Here is a 16,920-nt window from a genome sequence, read left to right as displayed (position 1 = left end):
ACAGAAATCCAGCTTTAATGGCATTGAAATCCTACTATTGAGGTGAATGTACATGAGTAAGCCGTATGAAGTAGCTGTAACCGAGGTACAGCCTTTATCCGTTCTAGCGCCAGACGGCACTGTCGTAAATGAGCAAGAAATGCCGAAATTGAATGATGAGCAATTAAAAGAATTAATGAGACGTATGGTATTTACACGTACTTGGGATCAACGGGCTGTTAACTTGACCCGCCAAGGCCGACTTGGCTTCTACGCTCCGGTATCCGGTCAAGAAGCAACAATGATCGGCAGCGAGTTTGCCTTGAATTCAGATGATTTTGTATGTCCGGGTTATCGCGATATGCCACAAATCGTTTGGCATGGTCTTCCGATGTATCAGGCATTCCTATATTCCCGCGGTCATCAGCACGGCGGACAAATTCCAGAAGATGTACATGTACTTATGCCACAAATCATTATCGGTGCACAAATTCTTCATGCAATGGGTGTAGCCATGGCGTTCAAAAAACGCGGTGAAAAGCGCGTTTCTATTACCTATACAGGTGACGGTGGTTCGTCAGAAGGCGATTTCTATGAAGGCATGAACTTTGCTGGCGCTTTTAAATTGCCTGCGATTTTTGTTGTGCAAAATAACGGCTATGCGATCACGACTCCATTCTCCAAGCAAACAGCAGCAGCATCTGTTGCCCATAAAGCTGTGGCAGCGGGTATTGTAGGCGTGCAGGTAGATGGTATGGACGTTCTTGCGGTAGTGAAAGCAGTTCAAGATGCTGCTGAGCGTGGACGTAACGGAGAAGGTGCGACATTGATCGAAGCGATCACATACCGTTTCTTGCCGCATTCCATGTCCGGTGACGATCCGTCCAAGTACCGTACGAAAGAAGAAAGCACAGAGTGGGAACAAACCAAAGATCCTTTGAACCGTTTCCGTTTATATGTTACAGCTAAGGGCTTATGGTCGGAAGATGAAGAAGCCAAGGTTGTAGAAGAAGCGAAGCAAGCCGTCGCTGACGCCATTAAAAAAGCAGAAGCTGTGGAGAAAATGACAATTCCCGGCTTGATCGATAGCATGTTCGAAGTTACGCCGTCCCATTTGGAAGAGCAAAAAGCAGATTATTCAAAGTAAAAGGGAGGAAGAGTAAGCCATGGCACAAATGACAATGATTCAAGCGATCAAGGATGCAATGCGCGTTGAGTTGGAACGCGATCCAAACGTAGTCATATTCGGTGAAGATGTTGGTAAAGTCGGTGGTGTATTCCGTGCAACGGAAGGTCTGCAGGCTGAATTTGGCGAGGAACGTGTATTCGATACGCCTTTGGCTGAATCCGCAATCGGTGGATTGGCAGTGGGTATGGGGATTCAAGGCTTTCGTCCAGTTGCCGAAATTCAATTCGTCGGTTTTATTTATGAAGCATTAGACCAAATCTGTGTGCAAGCGGCACGGATGCGTTATCGCTCAGGCGGTCGTTACAATGCGCCGATTACATTCCGTACTCCTTTTGGCGGCGGCGTTAAAGCGGCTGAATTGCATACAGATCCATTAGAAGGATTATTAACTCAAACACCAGGGATCAAAGTAGTTGTTCCTTCCAATCCGTATGATGCAAAGGGATTACTGATTGCGGCTATTCGCGACAATGACCCTGTATTTTTCATGGAGCATTTGAACTTGTACCGTTCTTTCCGTGCTGAAGTGCCGGAAGGCGATTACACAGTGGAAATTGGTAAAGCGAAAGTTGTTCGTGAAGGTTCTGATGTTACCATTATTACCTACGGTGCTATGGTGCATACTTCATTAAAGGCTGCTGAGGAAATCGAAAAAACTCGCGGAACCAAGGTTGAGGTTATTGATCTTCGTACCTTGATGCCGCTTGATATCGATACGATTGTTGAATCGATCAAGAAAACGAACCGTGCTATCGTTGTTCAGGAAGCACAAAAATCCTCTGGTATCGCTGCTGAAGTCATCGCACAAATTAATGAAAAAGCGATTCTTCACCTTGAGGCTCCTGTACTTCGTGTAACACCTCCGGATACCGTATATGCGTTCTCGCAGGTTGAAGACCAATGGCTTCCAAACCCGGCACGTATAATCGCTGGATTGAACAAAGTATTGGATTTTTAGGATTGCTATGGTTAAGCAAGTTTGCTAAGCAAACTCATGAACGCTTACGTAGTGGGTTTTGCTTTGTAAAACTTTAAGAGAATGCTTATGAAGTAAGTTTTCTACGAAAACTCTAAGAGAATGCTTACAAAGTAAGTTTCCTTATCAAAACTCTAAGGAGGTTAAAATATGGCGATATTTGAATATAAATTCCCAGAGCTTGGTGAAGGTATTCACGAAGGTGAAATCGTCAAATGGCTTGTAAAGCCAGGCGATGTCGTTAATGATGAGACCATCATTATGGAAGTTCAAAACGATAAGTCAACGGTAGAAGTGCCCTCACCGGTTGAAGGTAAAATTGTTGAAATCAAAGTTGCTGAAGGTACGGTCTGTACGATTGGCGATTTGATCGCAACGATCGAGGTTGCTGGAGAGGTTCCTCAACAAGCTGGCCACGGCGAGAGCGCGGCTCCGGCAGCACCTGCTGAGGCAGCTCCAGCAGCTAAGAGCGATGATCAAGCTGCTGAGTGTGCGGTAGGCGGAGCGGTAGCGGCTAATGTCGCGAACTCGAAGCTGGATACGCCTCTAGCAGGCGGAGCATCGACTGAAGGCGCGGCTCTGAAGGCCGACGCAGCAGCCGGTGGCAAGGCTTTGGCTACGCCAAGCGTGCGCAAGCTCGCTCGCGAAAAAGGCTTGAACATCGGGCTGGTCACAGCTAGCGGACCTAACGGCCGCGTGACCAAGGAAGATGTTCTCGCATTTGCCGCAGGCGGAGGTACTGCCTCTGCAGCGCCTGCAGCAGCTGGCGAAGCTCCAGCAGCAGCGGAAGCGGCTCCGACGGCAGCACCTAGCAAGCAAACAGCTGCTTCAAGCGCAGCAGCTGCAGTGAGCGGTGAACGCATCGAAGAACGCGTACCATTCAAAGGTATCCGTAAAGCGATCTCGAACGCTATGGTTAAATCCGTGTACACAGCACCACATGTAACCCTGATGGATGAAGTAGATGTAACACAGCTGGTTGCTCTTCGTGCAAAATCGAAGCCTATTGCTGAGAAAAAAGGCGTTAAGCTGACTTACCTGCCTTTCATTGTAAAGGTGCTGGTTGCTGCAGCGCGTCAATTCCCGGCTTTGAACGCGATGATCGACGAAGAAAAGAACGAGATCGTCTACAAAAAGTACTACAACATTGGTATCGCAACCGATACGGATAACGGATTAATCGTGCCGGTCATCCAGGACGCGGATCGTAAAAATATTTGGACAATTGCCGAAGCTATCAAGGATTTGGCGGCACGTGGACGTGATGGCAAGCTATCAGCAGCAGAAATGAAAGGCGGTACGCTGTCGATCACGAATATTGGTTCTGCTGGCGGTATGTTCTTCACTCCAGTCATCAATTTCCCTGAAGTAGCTATTTTGGGTACAGGACGTATTACAGAGAAGCCAGTTGTGAAGAATGGTGAGATCGTAATTGCTCCAGTGATGGCTCTTTCCCTAAGCTTCGACCATCGCATTATTGATGGAGCGACAGCTCAAAACTTTTTGAACTATATTAAGCAATTGCTGGCTGATCCTGAGCTATTAATTATGGAGGTGTAACAAATGGTAGTAGGCGATGCATCTGTAGAAATCGACGTGTTGGTCATCGGTGCAGGTCCCGGTGGGTATGTGGCTGCTATTCGTGCCGCTCAATTGGGCAAAAGTGTTCTGATCGTAGATAAGTCGGAAGTCGGAGGCGTATGCTTAAACCGTGGCTGCATTCCATCCAAAGCTTTAATTCATGCTGCAGAAGAGTTTGAAGCAGCAAGCCATAACTCATCTATCGGAATTGTTTCCGAAGGGGTCAAGGTTGATTTTACAAAGGTACAGGAATGGAAATCCGGTATTGTGAAGAAAATGACAGGTGGCGTAGGCCAACTGCTCAAAGGCAACAACATTCAGGTGTTCAATGGCGAAGCCTTGTTCATTAATGAAAATGAAGCTCGCTGCTTTAATGATAACGAAACAGCACGTTTCCGCTTCAACGACTGCATTATTGCAACAGGCTCACGTCCGATTGAATTAAAAGCATTCCCTTATGGTGGACGTATCCTTTCCTCCACCGAAGTGCTTGATCTTAAAGAGGTTCCGGAAAGCATGATCGTTATCGGCGGCGGCTACATCGGAATCGAGCTTGGACAAACGTATTCGAGACTGGGTACTAAGGTTACAGTTCTAGAAGGCTCTGACTCCATATTGCCAGGCTTTGAAAAGGAATTGTCCAATCTGGTTGGTCGCGGCTTGAAAAAAGGCAATGTTGAGGTATTCACCGAAGCATTGGCTCAAGGCTGCGAGCAAACGGATAAAGACGTTACGGTTACCTTCACTGTTAAAGGCGAGGAGAAAAAGGTTACGGCTCAATACGTGCTGGTAACCGTTGGACGTCGCCCGAACACCGATGGCGATCTGTCGCTTGAACTGGCAGGCGTTGAAGTGGGTGAACGCGGTTTGATCAAAATCAATGATAAATGCCAAACCAACGTTCCGCATATTTACGCTATTGGTGATATTGTTGCCGGACCTGCTTTGGCGCATAAGGCTTCTTACGAAGGTAAGGTAGCTGCTGAAGTGATCGCTGGACAGCCAAGCGTGATCGATTATAAATGTATTCCAGCTGTAGTATTCTCCGATCCGGAAATTGCGAGCGTTGGTTTGAGTGAAACTGAAGCCAAAGCACAAGGCAAAAATACAACCGTGGGCAAGTTCCCATTTGGTGTTAATGGCCGCGCAATGACAATGAATACTTCAGACGGTTTTGTTAAGCTGATCGGCGATAAGGATTCAGGGCTGCTATTGGGTGGACAGGTTGTCGGTAAGCAAGCTTCTAACATGATTGCAGAGCTGGCATTGGCCATCGAGTTGGGTGCTACTGTTGAAGATATCGCGCTTACGATCCATGCGCATCCTTCATTAGGTGAAATCACGATGGATGCTGCTGAAGTATTGCTCGGTCATCCAATTCACGTATTATCCAAAAAATAACATTTTCATTAAAGCTCGGGGCCAAACAGCTCCGAGCTTTTTTTGGAGCTCGAGAGGGATCAAAATAAAAATAGAGAGCTGCTCAATGAGTCTAAAGACTTAAGAGCAGCTTTTTTACGTAAAAATTAAGTCAAAATTTCAGAAATTTTATAGAATGATCGTGTATAATGGATTTTAGCATGTGCTTTTTTTGAAAGGGGAACACAATGGAACATCTTCATGGGACATACAACCCATTAATCGTTATTATTTCTTATTTAATAGCAGCGGCAGCCTCTTACGCTTCGTTGGATCTAGCCGGAACGATAAGCCTTACTAAGGGGAGGACAAAAGCTCTTTGGTTGATTTGCGGAGCTTGCTCAATGGGATTGGGTATATGGTCCATGCATTTTGTCGGAATGCTTGCGTTTTCTTTGCAGATGAATGTTAATTATCATTCGGAGCTTGTCGTATTATCGGTTATCCTGGCAATCGCAGCCTCTTACATAGCGTTGTATGTTGTGGGCAGCAATGAGCAGCGGGTCAGCCGGTTAGTTGTTGGTGGTATTTTGCTAGCCGCGGGTATATCGGGAATGCACTATATCGGCATGGCTGCAATGATGGTAGATATTATTTACAATGTCTGGCTGGTTGCTGTTTCGATTTTGGTAGCTGCCGCAACCTCCAGTGCTGCACTTTGGTTGTTGTTTTATTTTCGTGAGAATCAATCCCGCTTTGCCGTCTTATATAAGCTGGGCAGCGGGCTATTGATGGGAGCAGCCATAGCTGGCATGCATTACATAGGTATGGCTGCGGCAGAGTTTTATCATGGCGAAAACACTGTGATTGCAACGGGTATGCAGATTGAGCAGGGAATTCTGGCCTATATTATTGCGTTGGGCGCGCTAATGACCATTGGTTTCACATTATTCGTCGTATACATAAACAAGCGTTTATCCTATAAAGATTCTACCATTCAAACGCATGAGAGATGGTACCATTCCCTATACGAGAACAACTCAAATGGTATTGTATCGGTCGATATTTTCGGCAATATTATGGGCTTTAACGCTGCTGTGACCCGAATTACAGGTCTGCAGGAAGCCGACTTCATTAATAAGCATATTTCTCATATCGGTTTGAAAATTGTAGAAGAGGAAAGGGAAAACACCAAAAATTTTTACTATCAGTCGTTTACGAAGCAGCCGCAAAGCTATGAGACCGTATTAATAGCCAATGGTAATCGTGTCGATTTGAGCATTATTAATGTGCCTGTAGAGATTCAGGGAAAACTTGTCGGCAATCATATTATTGCCAAGGACATTACAGAGGAGAAGCAGTCTAAGGAGAAGGTTCAACATCTTGCTTATCATGACGAATTAACGGGATTGCCAAATCGGAGAAGGTTTAATCAAGTGCTTGCTGAAGCCATCGAGGAGACGAAGGGTACGGACTTGAAATTTGCCGTTATGGTATTGGATATTGATCGTTTTAAGCTCATTAATGATTCTTTGGGCCATACTTACGGCGATATTTTTTTGCAAGAAATGTGTGAACGCATTAGCACAAGTATACAAGGCTATAAAGTTACACTAGCTCGAATTGGTGGTGACGAATTTACCTTGCTATGCGACAATAGTTATACAGAAAGCGAAGCCATTGAGATAGCAGAACGAATTATTGAGTCTGTTCAATTCCCTTATCGCCTTAAGGACAATGATTTCTACATAACGGCAAGTATTGGGATTGCGATGTATCCACAGCATGGTGCGGATGATGTGCAGCTGCTCAAGAATGCGGATACCGCGATGTATGAGGTTAAGAAAAACGGGAAAAACGGGTACTTCCTGTTCACTAACAAGCTGGATCTTGAGCTTCAAGAAAAAATCGAGCTTGAAAGTGATTTGAGAAAAGCTATCGAGCGTAACGAGCTTTTGCTTTATTATCAGCCGCAAATTCGCCCGAGCGACAATAGTATGATAGGCGTTGAAGCATTGGTAAGGTGGATGCATCCGTCCAAAGGCTTGCTGCCTCCGGGAATGTTCATCTCTATTGCCGAGGAAACAGGGATGATTTATGATCTGGGGACATGGGTATTGCGTGAGGCTTGTTCACAGATGAGAGCCTGGCATGATACTGGAGGACCGTTGATCCCTATTTCCGTTAACTTGTCTCCCCAGCAGTTCCATCAGACGAATCTAGTGTCTCAAATCACGAATATTCTTGAAGAAACACGGCTTGAGCCGCAATATCTGGAGCTGGAGATAACGGAAAGCATGATGATGGATGCCTCGATATCTTCAGGGATTTTGAATGAATTGAGTGCATGCGGTATTCGAATCAGCCTCGATGATTTTGGGACAGGCTACAGATCGCTAAGCTATTTGAAGCTGTTACCGATCCATAAGCTCAAAATTGATCGTTCTTTTATAACCGATATTACGAATGATGACAATGATAAGGCAATCGTAGCTACGATCATCTCGATGGCGCGGCACCTCAATATGGATGTAATTGCTGAAGGTATTGAGACCAAGGATCAGCTTGATATTTTGATGGATAATGAATGCCAGGAAATACAAGGCTTTTATTACAGTAAGCCTTTATCTGCTGGCGATGTGGAGCAAGCCTTTTTTGTACCTATGAGAATGACCGAGTCAATAGGCAAGTGAAGAACCGAATGGAGCGAAATGAATGGAAGAGGCAAGCCTTAAGCAGGCAAAAATATTGATTGTCGATGATCAGGAATACAATATCAGTCTCCTGGAACGGATTCTGGACCGTGCAGGATATAAGAACTTGTACAGTAGTATGGATCCTCATCAGACTGTACCTTTAATCAAGGAACTGGACCCGGATATTGTGCTGCTTGACTTGCACATGCCCGTTATGGATGGCTTTGAGGTGCTGGGCTTAATCCGTGAGTATTTAAGAGAAGACAGTTATTTACCAGTTCTTGTTCTTACCGCTGATATTACACCAGAGGCCAAAAAAATGGCACTGCAAGCAGGGGCAAATGATTTTTTGACAAAGCCCTTTGATCGAACGGAAGTTGTACTTCGCATTCATAATTTGTTAAGAACGAGATATCTTCATCTACAGCTTCAGCAGCAGAAGGAGACACTAGAGGAGCGGGTACAGGAGCGAATGAAAGAGCTGCAGCAAGCGAAAGCCGAAATTTTGCAGCTGCTCGGCCGCGCTTCTGAGTATCGTGATGATATGACCGGACAGCATACACAACGAGTAGGGAAGCTGTCGGGATTAATTGCAGAACGATTGGGACTTCCTGCTCGTCAGGTGGACATGATCCGAATGGCGGCACCGCTTCATGATATTGGTAAAATCGGCATTCCCGATGAGCTGCTCCTAAAGCCGGGACGTTTTGAGCCTGAAGAATTTGAACGAATGAAGCTCCATACGACAATCGGCGTTAGTATTTTGGAAGGAAGCTATTTTACAGTTTTGAAAATGGCAGAAATTATTGCTGGCTCTCATCATGAAAAATGGGACGGAACCGGTTATCCTGAAGGTTTATGCGGTGAAGCCATTCCGATAGAAGCACGTATTGTCGCGCTTGCCGATTTCTATGATGCATTGACGCATGATCGTCCTTACAAAAAAACTTGGACGCCTCAGGAAGCGATCACGGAAGTGGAGAATCAGCGCGGGAAGCATTTTGACCCCAAGGTTGTAGATATATTCATTGACTTATTTTACGCTCGGGATGTTGAATTTTTGAACGAGGAGGTTGTTTAATTTGAAGGGGATTGTGTTCACGACATTTATTGAAATGGTGGAGCAAAAGTTTTCGTTGAAAACTCTCGATACGATCATTACTAACGCTCACTTGCCTTCTGGCGGCAGCTATACAACATTAGGCACGTATGACCATAGTGAAATGATTCAGCTTGTTGTTAAGCTTAGTGAACAAACCGGAATACCTGTTGCTGATTTGGTTCGAGTATTTGGTGAATATTTGTTCGTTCAATTGGTTGACATGTATCCACAATTTGTAGACAGCAATCGGACCTTGTTTGGTTTTTTACTGAAGATTGACAGCTACATCCATGTCGAGGTGCTGAAGCTGTATCCGGATGCCGAGCTGCCTAGATTCGAATATGACACTAGTGATCCTGAAGCATTGGTTATGATCTATCGCTCCTCACGCCCGTTCGCCGATCTTGCTGAAGGCTTAATTCTCGGCTCCATTCAACATTACGGTGAAGCTGTGGATTTGAAACGGGAAGATATATCAGATGGTCCAGTAAATGCGGCACGGTTTACTCTAACGAAGCGGGGGTGATGTCCTTGGATGAAATTGCACTTCTTCGTAGACAGCTCGAGCGAGAGAAGGCTGCTCGCAAGGAAGCCGAAAAAATTACCGAGCAAAAAACTCGTGAGATCTATTACATCAATCAGGAGCTTCGACAGTTGAATGATAATCTGGAAGATCTCGTAATCGAACGCACAGCCGAACTGGGAAGAGCCCATGATGAAGCCATTCAAGCGAATATGATCAAAAGTCAATTTCTTGCAAACATGAGTCATGAGCTGAGGACACCTTTGAATGCCATTATCGGATACAGTGAAATGCTGAAAGAAGAAGCTGAGGAAATCGGCGAATTGACTTTCGTGGAGGATCTCGGGAGAATTAACAAGTCGGGTAAGCATCTTCTTGAGCTTATTAATGATATTTTGGATATTTCGAAGATTGAGGCCGGTAAGATGGATATGTACTTTGAGCCCTGTGATCTGGCCAACTTGATTCAAGATGTCATGACAACGGTGAAGCCGCTTCTGGAGGCGAATGGAAATCGTGTAGGCATTCACACCGTTGAAGGTGAAATTATTAGTGATGTTACGAAGCTAAGACAAATTTTATTCAATTTATTGAGTAATGCAGCCAAATTTACTAAAGAGGGCACTGTCATAATAGATGTCAGCTACGAATCCCGTAATAACCAGTCAGGCTGCTCTTTTAGTATCAGAGACACGGGAATCGGCATGACACCTGAGCAAATAGACAAGCTGTTTCAGCCTTTTACACAAGCTGATTCTTCTACTACCCGTAAATATGGTGGGACTGGCTTGGGTTTAGCGATCAGCCATCGATTTTGCGAATTAATGGGAGGAACGATATCGGTTCGCAGTGAGCCGGGCAAGGGAAGTACTTTCACTTGCTGGCTTCCTCTTCATATTGCTGAGCAGTCCTATACAGCACCTTCAGTCCTGCACAACCTGCAAAAGGAACCAGCTGATCAAGCCAGTATCCTCCTCATTGATGATGAGCCTGCCAACCAGCAGCTGATGCGGCGCTATCTGGCCAAGGAAGGCTGGACGTTAGCTTTTGCCGAAAGCGGGCAGGAAGGTTTAAATCTGGCCAGAAAAATTCGCCCCAAGGTGATCTGTCTCGATATTTTGATGCCGAGCATGGATGGATGGACGGTACTATCCTTGCTTAAGGATGATCCCGAATTGCGAAATATACCTGTTATTATCCTTTCATTAACGAATGATAAGCATTTGGCCTATACATTGGGTGCATCGGAATTTCTAAATAAGCCGGTGAATCGAGATCAGATGATCAAGATATTGGACAAGTATATTTCCAATCATCAGGATCATTCCATACTGGTCATCGAGGATGATGTGGTATCAAGTGAAATGATGACAAAAATTTTATCAAAAGAAGGCTATGACGTAACCCAGGCTAATAACGGCCGGACTGCGCTAAATGGCATGAAGCACAAAATCCCTGATTTGATTCTATTGGATTTGATGATGCCAGAAATGGACGGTTTTCAATTTCTCGCTGAACTGCGTGAGCATGAAAATTGGCGTCATATTCCGGTTGTGGTGGTTACGGCCAAATCGGTTACGGCAGAGGAACGATTGAAGTTAAACGGTTACGTGAAGGATATTTTACAAAAAGGAACGTTTGATAAGGAGTCGCTCATAGAGGAGATTCGTGGATTGATACCTGGACGACCACCTGATCTAAGCTAACAAGCAGACAGTACACATTGCAATTATTCTTACGATTGATAATGATAATGATTAAGGAGTCTCGTATGCATACAATTCTTTTAGTCGAAGATAACGAGATGAATCGGGATATGCTATCCAGACGTTTGATTCGGAAGGACTATAGGGTCATTATGGCGGAGGATGGTCAGCAGGGGATAGATCTTGCTGCTCAGGAACATCCTGATTTGATTTTGATGGATTTGAGTTTGCCTGTGCTGGATGGCTGGGAGGCTATACGGATATTAAAACAATCCCCGGAGCTGAGAGGTATTCCTGTCATAGCCTTAACTGCTCATGCCATGATATCAGACCAGGAAAAGGCCTTTGCAGCCGGATGTGATGATTTTGATACGAAGCCGATTGACCTGAGTCGATTGCTGGAGAAGATAACCGCGGCTTTAGCCATGCGTGGATAAGTTTGAATGTACAGATTTTAGGCTTTTAAAAAAAGAAATAATAAGCGGCAAGCAGAAGCACCTTCCAGGAAAGCAGCGGAGGTGCTTCTTTTTTATGCGGATTTATACATTGACAAGTGGTTTCAACGGGTGTATTATCCAATTATAAGTAATTTGAACAAACGTTCAAAACATATGTTCAAAACAAATGTTCAAATATATGAGGGATAGTTTGGAAAGTAGATATTTCGGAGGAGGCTGAAGTTATGCAGGATAGCAAGGATGTAAAGCTGAAAATTTTGGATGGTGCGAAGGTGCTGTTTGCTCAAAAGGGCTTCGAGGGAACCACGGTCCGTCAAATTTGTGATCAAGCGGGAGTCGCGCTGGCACTGGTGTCATATCATTTTGGGGGTAAGGAGAACGTATTGTTTGCGTTGTATGATACGTTTGCACCGCAATTTTTGAATGAAACTTTCGTATTGTCTGATCCTGAACAGGATTTACGGAGATTCATTGGAGAATTCGTAAAGTTCCGTATGGAGGAACCGGAATTGATCAATATTTTACAGCAGGAAATTATGATGCAAAGTCCGCGAGCAGAGAGGTTGCAGAAATGCGTGTTTGCATTGTGGGTACCTTTAAAGGAAATTTTGGAGGTAGGTAAGGAACAAGGACGGTTTGAGTTTGACTCCTTGAGGCATACGCTGAATTTTATAGTAGGTATACTCATTCACTCGCGGGTAAGCTCCTTTTTTGATCCTGTGTTCGAGCAGTATGATATTCAGAATAATGCTGAGTTGGATACGGTGGTTGAGCATACGACCCGATTTATTTTTAAGGGATTACAGAGTAGATCATAGAGGCAGCTAGAGAGGAGACATCATCGAATGAAACGGAATTTGATATTATTATTGGTGTTAGGAGCGGCCCTCGGGGGCGGCGGGTATCTGATGGCTGCCGAAGGGAAAGATGCGGTGTCACTGGCGGCGAATCATAAGGGGAGCCTGCTGACGGCGGAACAGGTCAATGTATCGTTTCAAGGTGTGGGAGGCAAAATCGTGGAGTTGGCGGCAAAAGAAGAATTAAAGGTAAACAAAGGCGATGTTCTGATGACGCTCGATCAAACCGATATTGATTTGCAGCTGCAGAAGGCTCAGGCCGATATCGAGGTGACGGCCATTAAGGTCAAACAAAGTGAGGATGCATTGAATGTAGCTCAAGACAAGCTGAACAATGCGCTAAAGCAGGCACAAATTGGTGTTGAGCAGGCGAAGACCTCACAGGAGCAGGTACTTGAAGGAGCGCGTTCTGAGGATATCGAACGACAAAAGCTCGCAGTCGCAGCAGCAACCGAAGCACATACCCATGCGTTGAAGCTGTACAATCAATTGCTCAATACAGAAGATACATATGATAAAAATCCATACACCTATAAAGATCATCGGGATGCACTGGAAAATGCGCGCACCCAGCTCTCCACATTGGAAAACGCACGTGACCAGCAGCAGCAGGCTCTGAACAAAATGCTTAACGGCGCCTCACAGCAGGATAAGCAGCAAGCATCGCTAATGACGGATAAAGCTAATGCGATATTGGAGCAGAACATGCTGGCGGGGCAGGATATTACGAATCAACGAATCGGTTTGAATGCACTAATCAAACAGCAGGAGCAGCAGCAAATTCTTTTACAATCCTTGCAGGTTCAAAAGGAACGGATGGTATTGAAAGCTCCCGTTAATGGGAAAGTAGCTAGAATCATTCCTAAAGCGGGTGAAAATGTCGGATCAGGAACTCCGGTAATCGTGCTGGAAACCGGTAAATTATTCTTTGATATGTATGTAGATGAGCGACAGGTTAATAAGCTGCGGCCCGAAGGCAAGGTTCCGGTGCACTTTGCGGCGATTCCGGATCAAGTGAATGGACGTGTTCAATTTGTGACGGCAGCTCCACAGTTTGCGGGATTAAGGATGAGTCGGGAGAAAGGAACAGCTGATCTTACGATGTTTCAGGCCCGTATTGAGGTCGATCGTATTGATCCATTACTCCCCGGCATGACGGCGGAGGTGAATATCAATGAAATCGCTGCTCGATGAATGGAGGTTTGTGCTGAAAGGCAAGTTTATACTCACCATATTAATAGTTCCTCTGCTCGTATCGGCGCTGTTTGGTTACCTGTTTCAGAATAGCCAAATTAATGAAGCGCCGATCGCCGTAGTTGATGAAGACAATAGCCTGTACAGCAGGCAGTTCACAGATAAAATAAATGCCTCACAATATATGAATGTCGTGGATGTATTCCATTATGTGGTATCACCGGACACCTTGATGGCGAATGAAGCGTACATGGCCGTTATTTATTTGCCTCGCGGTATGGAGCAGCTTCGTCTTCAAGGCAAACAGGTAAATGTGGGAGTTCTGATCGATAATTCGATGCCTGCTTCAGTGAGCAATATCCGAAATGGTATTCAGGAGCTGTTTACTGTAGAGAACACGACGACATCGATGGGCAAGCTGAAAGCGATGGGGGTATCGGATGAAGCTGCTGCTGCGATTATTGCCCCACTCTCCATGCAGCAAAGGCTGCTGTATAATCCAACGTCCGATTTCATAGCCTTCATGGTTATCGGCTTTGTGAATGTTACGGCTCTTGGGATTACGATTGGCGGTGCAGCAGCGATTGTGCCAAGACTGCGCCTTGAAGGGAAATTGTCGGAGGAGCTCACGCATCCGATCGGCTTGTGGCTTAGGGTGCTGCCTTATGCAATGAGCTCAACCATTAGTCTGCTCCTTGTATTCGGGGTGTTGAAGCAGGTGGGAGGATTGCGGTTTGCCGGCAGTCCGTTGGCATTTCTTGTACCCTTGCTGCTGTATACGCTAGTAGTGACAGTTATCGGAATGCTCGTGGGTTGGACAGCTGCAGACCCTGCGAAGGTTACCTTACGAACGTATCCTATCGTATATCCGTCCTTTATGCTGTCAGGCTTCCAGGTGGCATCGATAATGCTGCCTCACTCGGCACAAATGATGGGCAATCTGCTGCCACTTACATGGTTGTTCAAATTTATCAGAGGCATTGGTTATCGTGGCGGGAGCTTAACTTATTATACGAGTGAAATCGGCGTGCTCGTTCTGATGCTGGGCTTGCTGTCATTAGGTGTCGGACTGATGGTAATGAGAGAAAACCGAAAGCTAATCATGAATAACAAGATGAAGGAGATCACAGCATGAGTACAAAATGGAAGATTACAGCAGTCGCAATGTGCTTTACCCTTTCTTTATTTCATTTTATTCCTATGGTTGAGGCTGAATCGGCTGAACCTGTTGCAGCAGCAGCACCTATTGGCGGATCAGCACAGGCAGTAACAAAACCCATCTTATATACTTTAAATGATAACTTAAAGGTAGAAGTAAAAAGTATATTGAACGAAACAACATCGGAAGGACAACGAATTGCTGTTGTGGTTCGTGCCAAAAGCACAGCTTCAAAAGTGGTCAGTATCCCGGACATGGAGCTGCGAGTGAAGGCTGCGGATGGTTCGGAATATACGCTGCAGGCAAGTGTATTCAATGCACATGCCATTCGTCCTCAAACCAATGAAGAGCTGAGCTATATGGTCATGGTTGATCGAAAGGATCAGATCGAACTGAAGGAGCTTGTATGGTTCTCTGTAGATTGGTATACGTATCCGAGGACGGAAACCGAGCTGCTGGCCATCCCGGTATCGGGACGCAGCTGGAATGGCTCCTTATCCTTGATAAAAGACCCAGCTGCCAATAAGACATGGGATGAATCCTTCCAAATTCCGAATATGGATTCACCTCTGATTTATACGCCAGCAGCGATCAATAAAGAGAGCACTCCCAAAGGAACCGTCTATACAGTAAAGCTGCTGGTTGAGAATCGCTCCACCAAAAAAGAGTCGCTGCCCGTGCTTAGTATGGACGGTAGAGCTGCTGCCGGTGTGAATACGACTTTATTCAATGGAAAAAATTCTGAGCAGGATAGCGTAGCTTTGGAGCCTGGAGAAAAGCAGTATCTGTATTTTCTGATTCCAACAGATAAAGATACACGGTTAAGCAGCTTGAATGTGTTAAGTGTCGAAAGCTTTAAGCAAATGGATACAAAAGGAAGGCTATCACAGACGGCTTTTACGATAGGAAGGCTTCAAATAGCGCTGCCACTTGGCGGTCAAGCCGACCATCCAGTACAAAGCATTGCTTATCAATATGACACTCCTTTCACATTTGACAGCTTATCGGACACGATTGATCCTTATATGTCGGTCTCTATGGTAGAACTACATATGCACGAGAATGAAGGAGAAGGCTACAATACGGTAGTTGGCAAATTCAAGCTTAGCAACAATGGAGATCAACCTATACCTCTACCTGTTTTTCAAACAAAGCTGGAGACCGAATCGGGAACAGCCTTTAGCGGAGCTAGACAAACAACAAGCACGCAGGATATAATGCCAGGCACCTCGTATATATTGAGCTATTCCTATCGGATGCCAATAGACATCAAGGATCGTAGCTTCGTATTGAAGATACTTGATTCCAAAGGCTCTACAGGGGCTGTGACTGCGGCCACGGCAACATTTCCCGTGACGAGTACAATTGGCGCCTACGTTGTTGCCTTACAGCCAGATGTTTTGGATACGGAGAAACTTTCGTTTTATCCATTTCAAGTGAAATTAAATGAGTGGTCCTTAATGGCCCGCACTAGTGCACCTTCGGCTACATCACCTATTACTTATACGTATAGGCTTAAGCTAAACCTGGATATTGCTCGAGAGGAGAAAATCATTGCCGATAAAGACTTTTCCAAAATGTCGTTGGAGCTTATAGATCCAACCGGCAAGCTGCTATCGGTCAAAACTTTGAATTTTACCGGCGTTAATCGATTGGTTAGCGGTATGCAGTTTATTACCTTCGACAACTTACGTACCGACGAGCAGGAATATCCGCTGAGCATTAACGTGTACGAAACGATAGCAACCCCGACAGGCGAAGTCAAACGTCTTATGACGGTGCTGCATGAGAGAGAGCAATGAGGGTTAATGTAGTGTTGTTTTATCATAGTTGGGAAGGGCAGGCAGCGAGAGCTGTCTGTTTTTTTATTATAAAATTTATGAATGGTCGAGATGTATGGGGTCATCCTGATAGCATATATGTGTGATTACCATATATTGGATTAGTGATGTATAATGACGAGAAAGAAAATAGTGGGATGTGGATGCATTAGCTACATTATACGGTTCGATAATAGCGATGGCTGTAACGGCTGTCGTCAATAGCATCACTAATAAGCCCGTCGTGGCTCCTCAACCAGCAGAGCAGCGACGGACCGAAGCTCGTTAACTATTAAGTATTAGTTATGAATACGGATGCTC

General features: G+C 45.2%; 13 protein-coding genes. All 13 read left to right on the top strand.

Going from position 1 to position 16,920, the window contains the following annotated elements; all coding sequences use genetic code 11:
• Nucleotides 1-52: 52 nt before the first annotated feature.
• The 13 genes from pdhA to BM210_RS00170 all read left to right on the top strand — a co-directional run bounded on the left by pdhA (nucleotide 53) and on the right by BM210_RS00170 (nucleotide 16,581).
• Nucleotides 53-1,126, top strand: coding sequence for a pyruvate dehydrogenase (acetyl-transferring) E1 component subunit alpha (gene pdhA, locus BM210_RS00230; RefSeq protein WP_091163439.1), 1,074 nt, complete (start codon nucleotides 53-55; stop codon nucleotides 1,124-1,126).
• Between the two features lie 19 nt (nucleotides 1,127-1,145).
• Complete coding sequence (locus BM210_RS00225; RefSeq protein WP_076231752.1) at nucleotides 1,146-2,126, top strand: alpha-ketoacid dehydrogenase subunit beta; 981 nt, start codon at nucleotides 1,146-1,148, stop codon at nucleotides 2,124-2,126.
• A gap of 168 nt (nucleotides 2,127-2,294) precedes the next feature.
• The gene (locus BM210_RS00220) at nucleotides 2,295-3,704 is read left to right on the top strand and encodes a dihydrolipoamide acetyltransferase family protein (protein ID WP_091163438.1); all 1,410 of its coding nucleotides are present in this window, start codon (nucleotides 2,295-2,297) and stop codon (nucleotides 3,702-3,704) included.
• A 3-nt stretch (nucleotides 3,705-3,707) separates the two neighbouring features.
• Nucleotides 3,708-5,126, top strand: a complete 1,419-nt coding sequence (gene lpdA / locus BM210_RS00215) for a dihydrolipoyl dehydrogenase (RefSeq protein WP_091163436.1) — start codon at nucleotides 3,708-3,710, stop codon at nucleotides 5,124-5,126.
• A gap of 206 nt (nucleotides 5,127-5,332) precedes the next feature.
• Nucleotides 5,333-7,777 carry a bifunctional diguanylate cyclase/phosphodiesterase gene (locus BM210_RS00210; RefSeq protein WP_091163434.1) on the top strand — a complete coding sequence of 815 codons (2,445 nt, stop codon included), beginning with the start codon at nucleotides 5,333-5,335 and terminating at the stop codon, nucleotides 7,775-7,777.
• Between the two features lie 22 nt (nucleotides 7,778-7,799).
• A complete protein-coding gene (locus BM210_RS00205) occupies nucleotides 7,800-8,861 on the top strand; it encodes an HD domain-containing phosphohydrolase (RefSeq protein ID WP_091163433.1) in 1,062 nt (353 codons plus the stop codon).
• A 1-nt stretch (nucleotide 8,862) separates the two neighbouring features.
• Nucleotides 8,863-9,408, top strand: coding sequence for a heme NO-binding domain-containing protein (locus tag BM210_RS00200; RefSeq protein WP_091163431.1), 546 nt, complete (start codon nucleotides 8,863-8,865; stop codon nucleotides 9,406-9,408).
• Between the two features lie 5 nt (nucleotides 9,409-9,413).
• The gene (locus BM210_RS00195; protein WP_177237563.1) at nucleotides 9,414-11,111 is read left to right on the top strand and encodes an ATP-binding response regulator; all 1,698 of its coding nucleotides are present in this window, start codon (nucleotides 9,414-9,416) and stop codon (nucleotides 11,109-11,111) included.
• Nucleotides 11,112-11,176: 65 nt separating this feature from the next.
• Nucleotides 11,177-11,548 (top strand): response regulator, encoded by a 372-nt coding sequence (locus BM210_RS00190; RefSeq protein ID WP_091163428.1) that lies wholly within the window; start codon nucleotides 11,177-11,179, stop codon nucleotides 11,546-11,548.
• 245 nt (nucleotides 11,549-11,793) lie between these two features.
• Nucleotides 11,794-12,387, top strand: a complete 594-nt coding sequence (locus BM210_RS00185) for a TetR/AcrR family transcriptional regulator (protein ID WP_091163426.1) — start codon at nucleotides 11,794-11,796, stop codon at nucleotides 12,385-12,387.
• Nucleotides 12,388-12,414: 27 nt separating this feature from the next.
• The gene (locus BM210_RS00180) at nucleotides 12,415-13,620 is read left to right on the top strand and encodes an HlyD family secretion protein (RefSeq protein WP_091163425.1); all 1,206 of its coding nucleotides are present in this window, start codon (nucleotides 12,415-12,417) and stop codon (nucleotides 13,618-13,620) included.
• Nucleotides 13,601-14,755, top strand: a complete 1,155-nt coding sequence (locus BM210_RS00175) for an ABC transporter permease (protein ID WP_091163423.1) — start codon at nucleotides 13,601-13,603, stop codon at nucleotides 14,753-14,755. Before BM210_RS00180 ends, BM210_RS00175 begins: the two co-directional genes overlap by 20 nt.
• On the top strand, nucleotides 14,752-16,581 hold the full coding sequence (locus BM210_RS00170) for a hypothetical protein (protein ID WP_091163421.1): 1,830 nt from the start codon (nucleotides 14,752-14,754) through the stop codon (nucleotides 16,579-16,581). Before BM210_RS00175 ends, BM210_RS00170 begins: the two co-directional genes overlap by 4 nt.
• Nucleotides 16,582-16,920: the final 339 nt, after the last annotated feature.

Origin of the sequence: Paenibacillus sp. 1_12 (genome assembly GCF_900114475.1) — a bacterium.
In the GTDB taxonomy this organism is placed as follows: Bacteria; Bacillota; Bacilli; order Paenibacillales; family NBRC-103111; genus Paenibacillus_S.
Note: the sequence above shows the minus strand (reverse complement) of the source record. Positions and strands in the feature narration are given on the sequence as shown.

Excerpts from the sequence above, each read along its gene's own strand:
- lpdA (WP_091163436.1), top strand. The coding sequence starts at position 3,708 with ATGGTAGTAGGCGATGCATCTGTAGAAATCGACGTGTTGGTCATCGGT.
- BM210_RS00170 (WP_091163421.1), top strand. The coding sequence starts at position 14,752 with ATGAGTACAAAATGGAAGATTACAGCAGTCGCAATGTGCTTTACCCTT.
- BM210_RS00210 (WP_091163434.1), top strand. The coding sequence starts at position 5,333 with ATGGAACATCTTCATGGGACATACAACCCATTAATCGTTATTATTTCT.
- BM210_RS00190 (WP_091163428.1), top strand. The coding sequence starts at position 11,177 with ATGCATACAATTCTTTTAGTCGAAGATAACGAGATGAATCGGGATATG.
- pdhA (WP_091163439.1), top strand. The coding sequence starts at position 53 with ATGAGTAAGCCGTATGAAGTAGCTGTAACCGAGGTACAGCCTTTATCC.
- BM210_RS00180 (WP_091163425.1), top strand. The coding sequence starts at position 12,415 with ATGAAACGGAATTTGATATTATTATTGGTGTTAGGAGCGGCCCTCGGG.
- BM210_RS00220 (WP_091163438.1), top strand. The coding sequence starts at position 2,295 with ATGGCGATATTTGAATATAAATTCCCAGAGCTTGGTGAAGGTATTCAC.
- BM210_RS00225 (WP_076231752.1), top strand. The coding sequence starts at position 1,146 with ATGGCACAAATGACAATGATTCAAGCGATCAAGGATGCAATGCGCGTT.
- BM210_RS00205 (WP_091163433.1), top strand. The coding sequence starts at position 7,800 with ATGGAAGAGGCAAGCCTTAAGCAGGCAAAAATATTGATTGTCGATGAT.
- BM210_RS00185 (WP_091163426.1), top strand. The coding sequence starts at position 11,794 with ATGCAGGATAGCAAGGATGTAAAGCTGAAAATTTTGGATGGTGCGAAG.
- BM210_RS00175 (WP_091163423.1), top strand. The coding sequence starts at position 13,601 with ATGAAATCGCTGCTCGATGAATGGAGGTTTGTGCTGAAAGGCAAGTTT.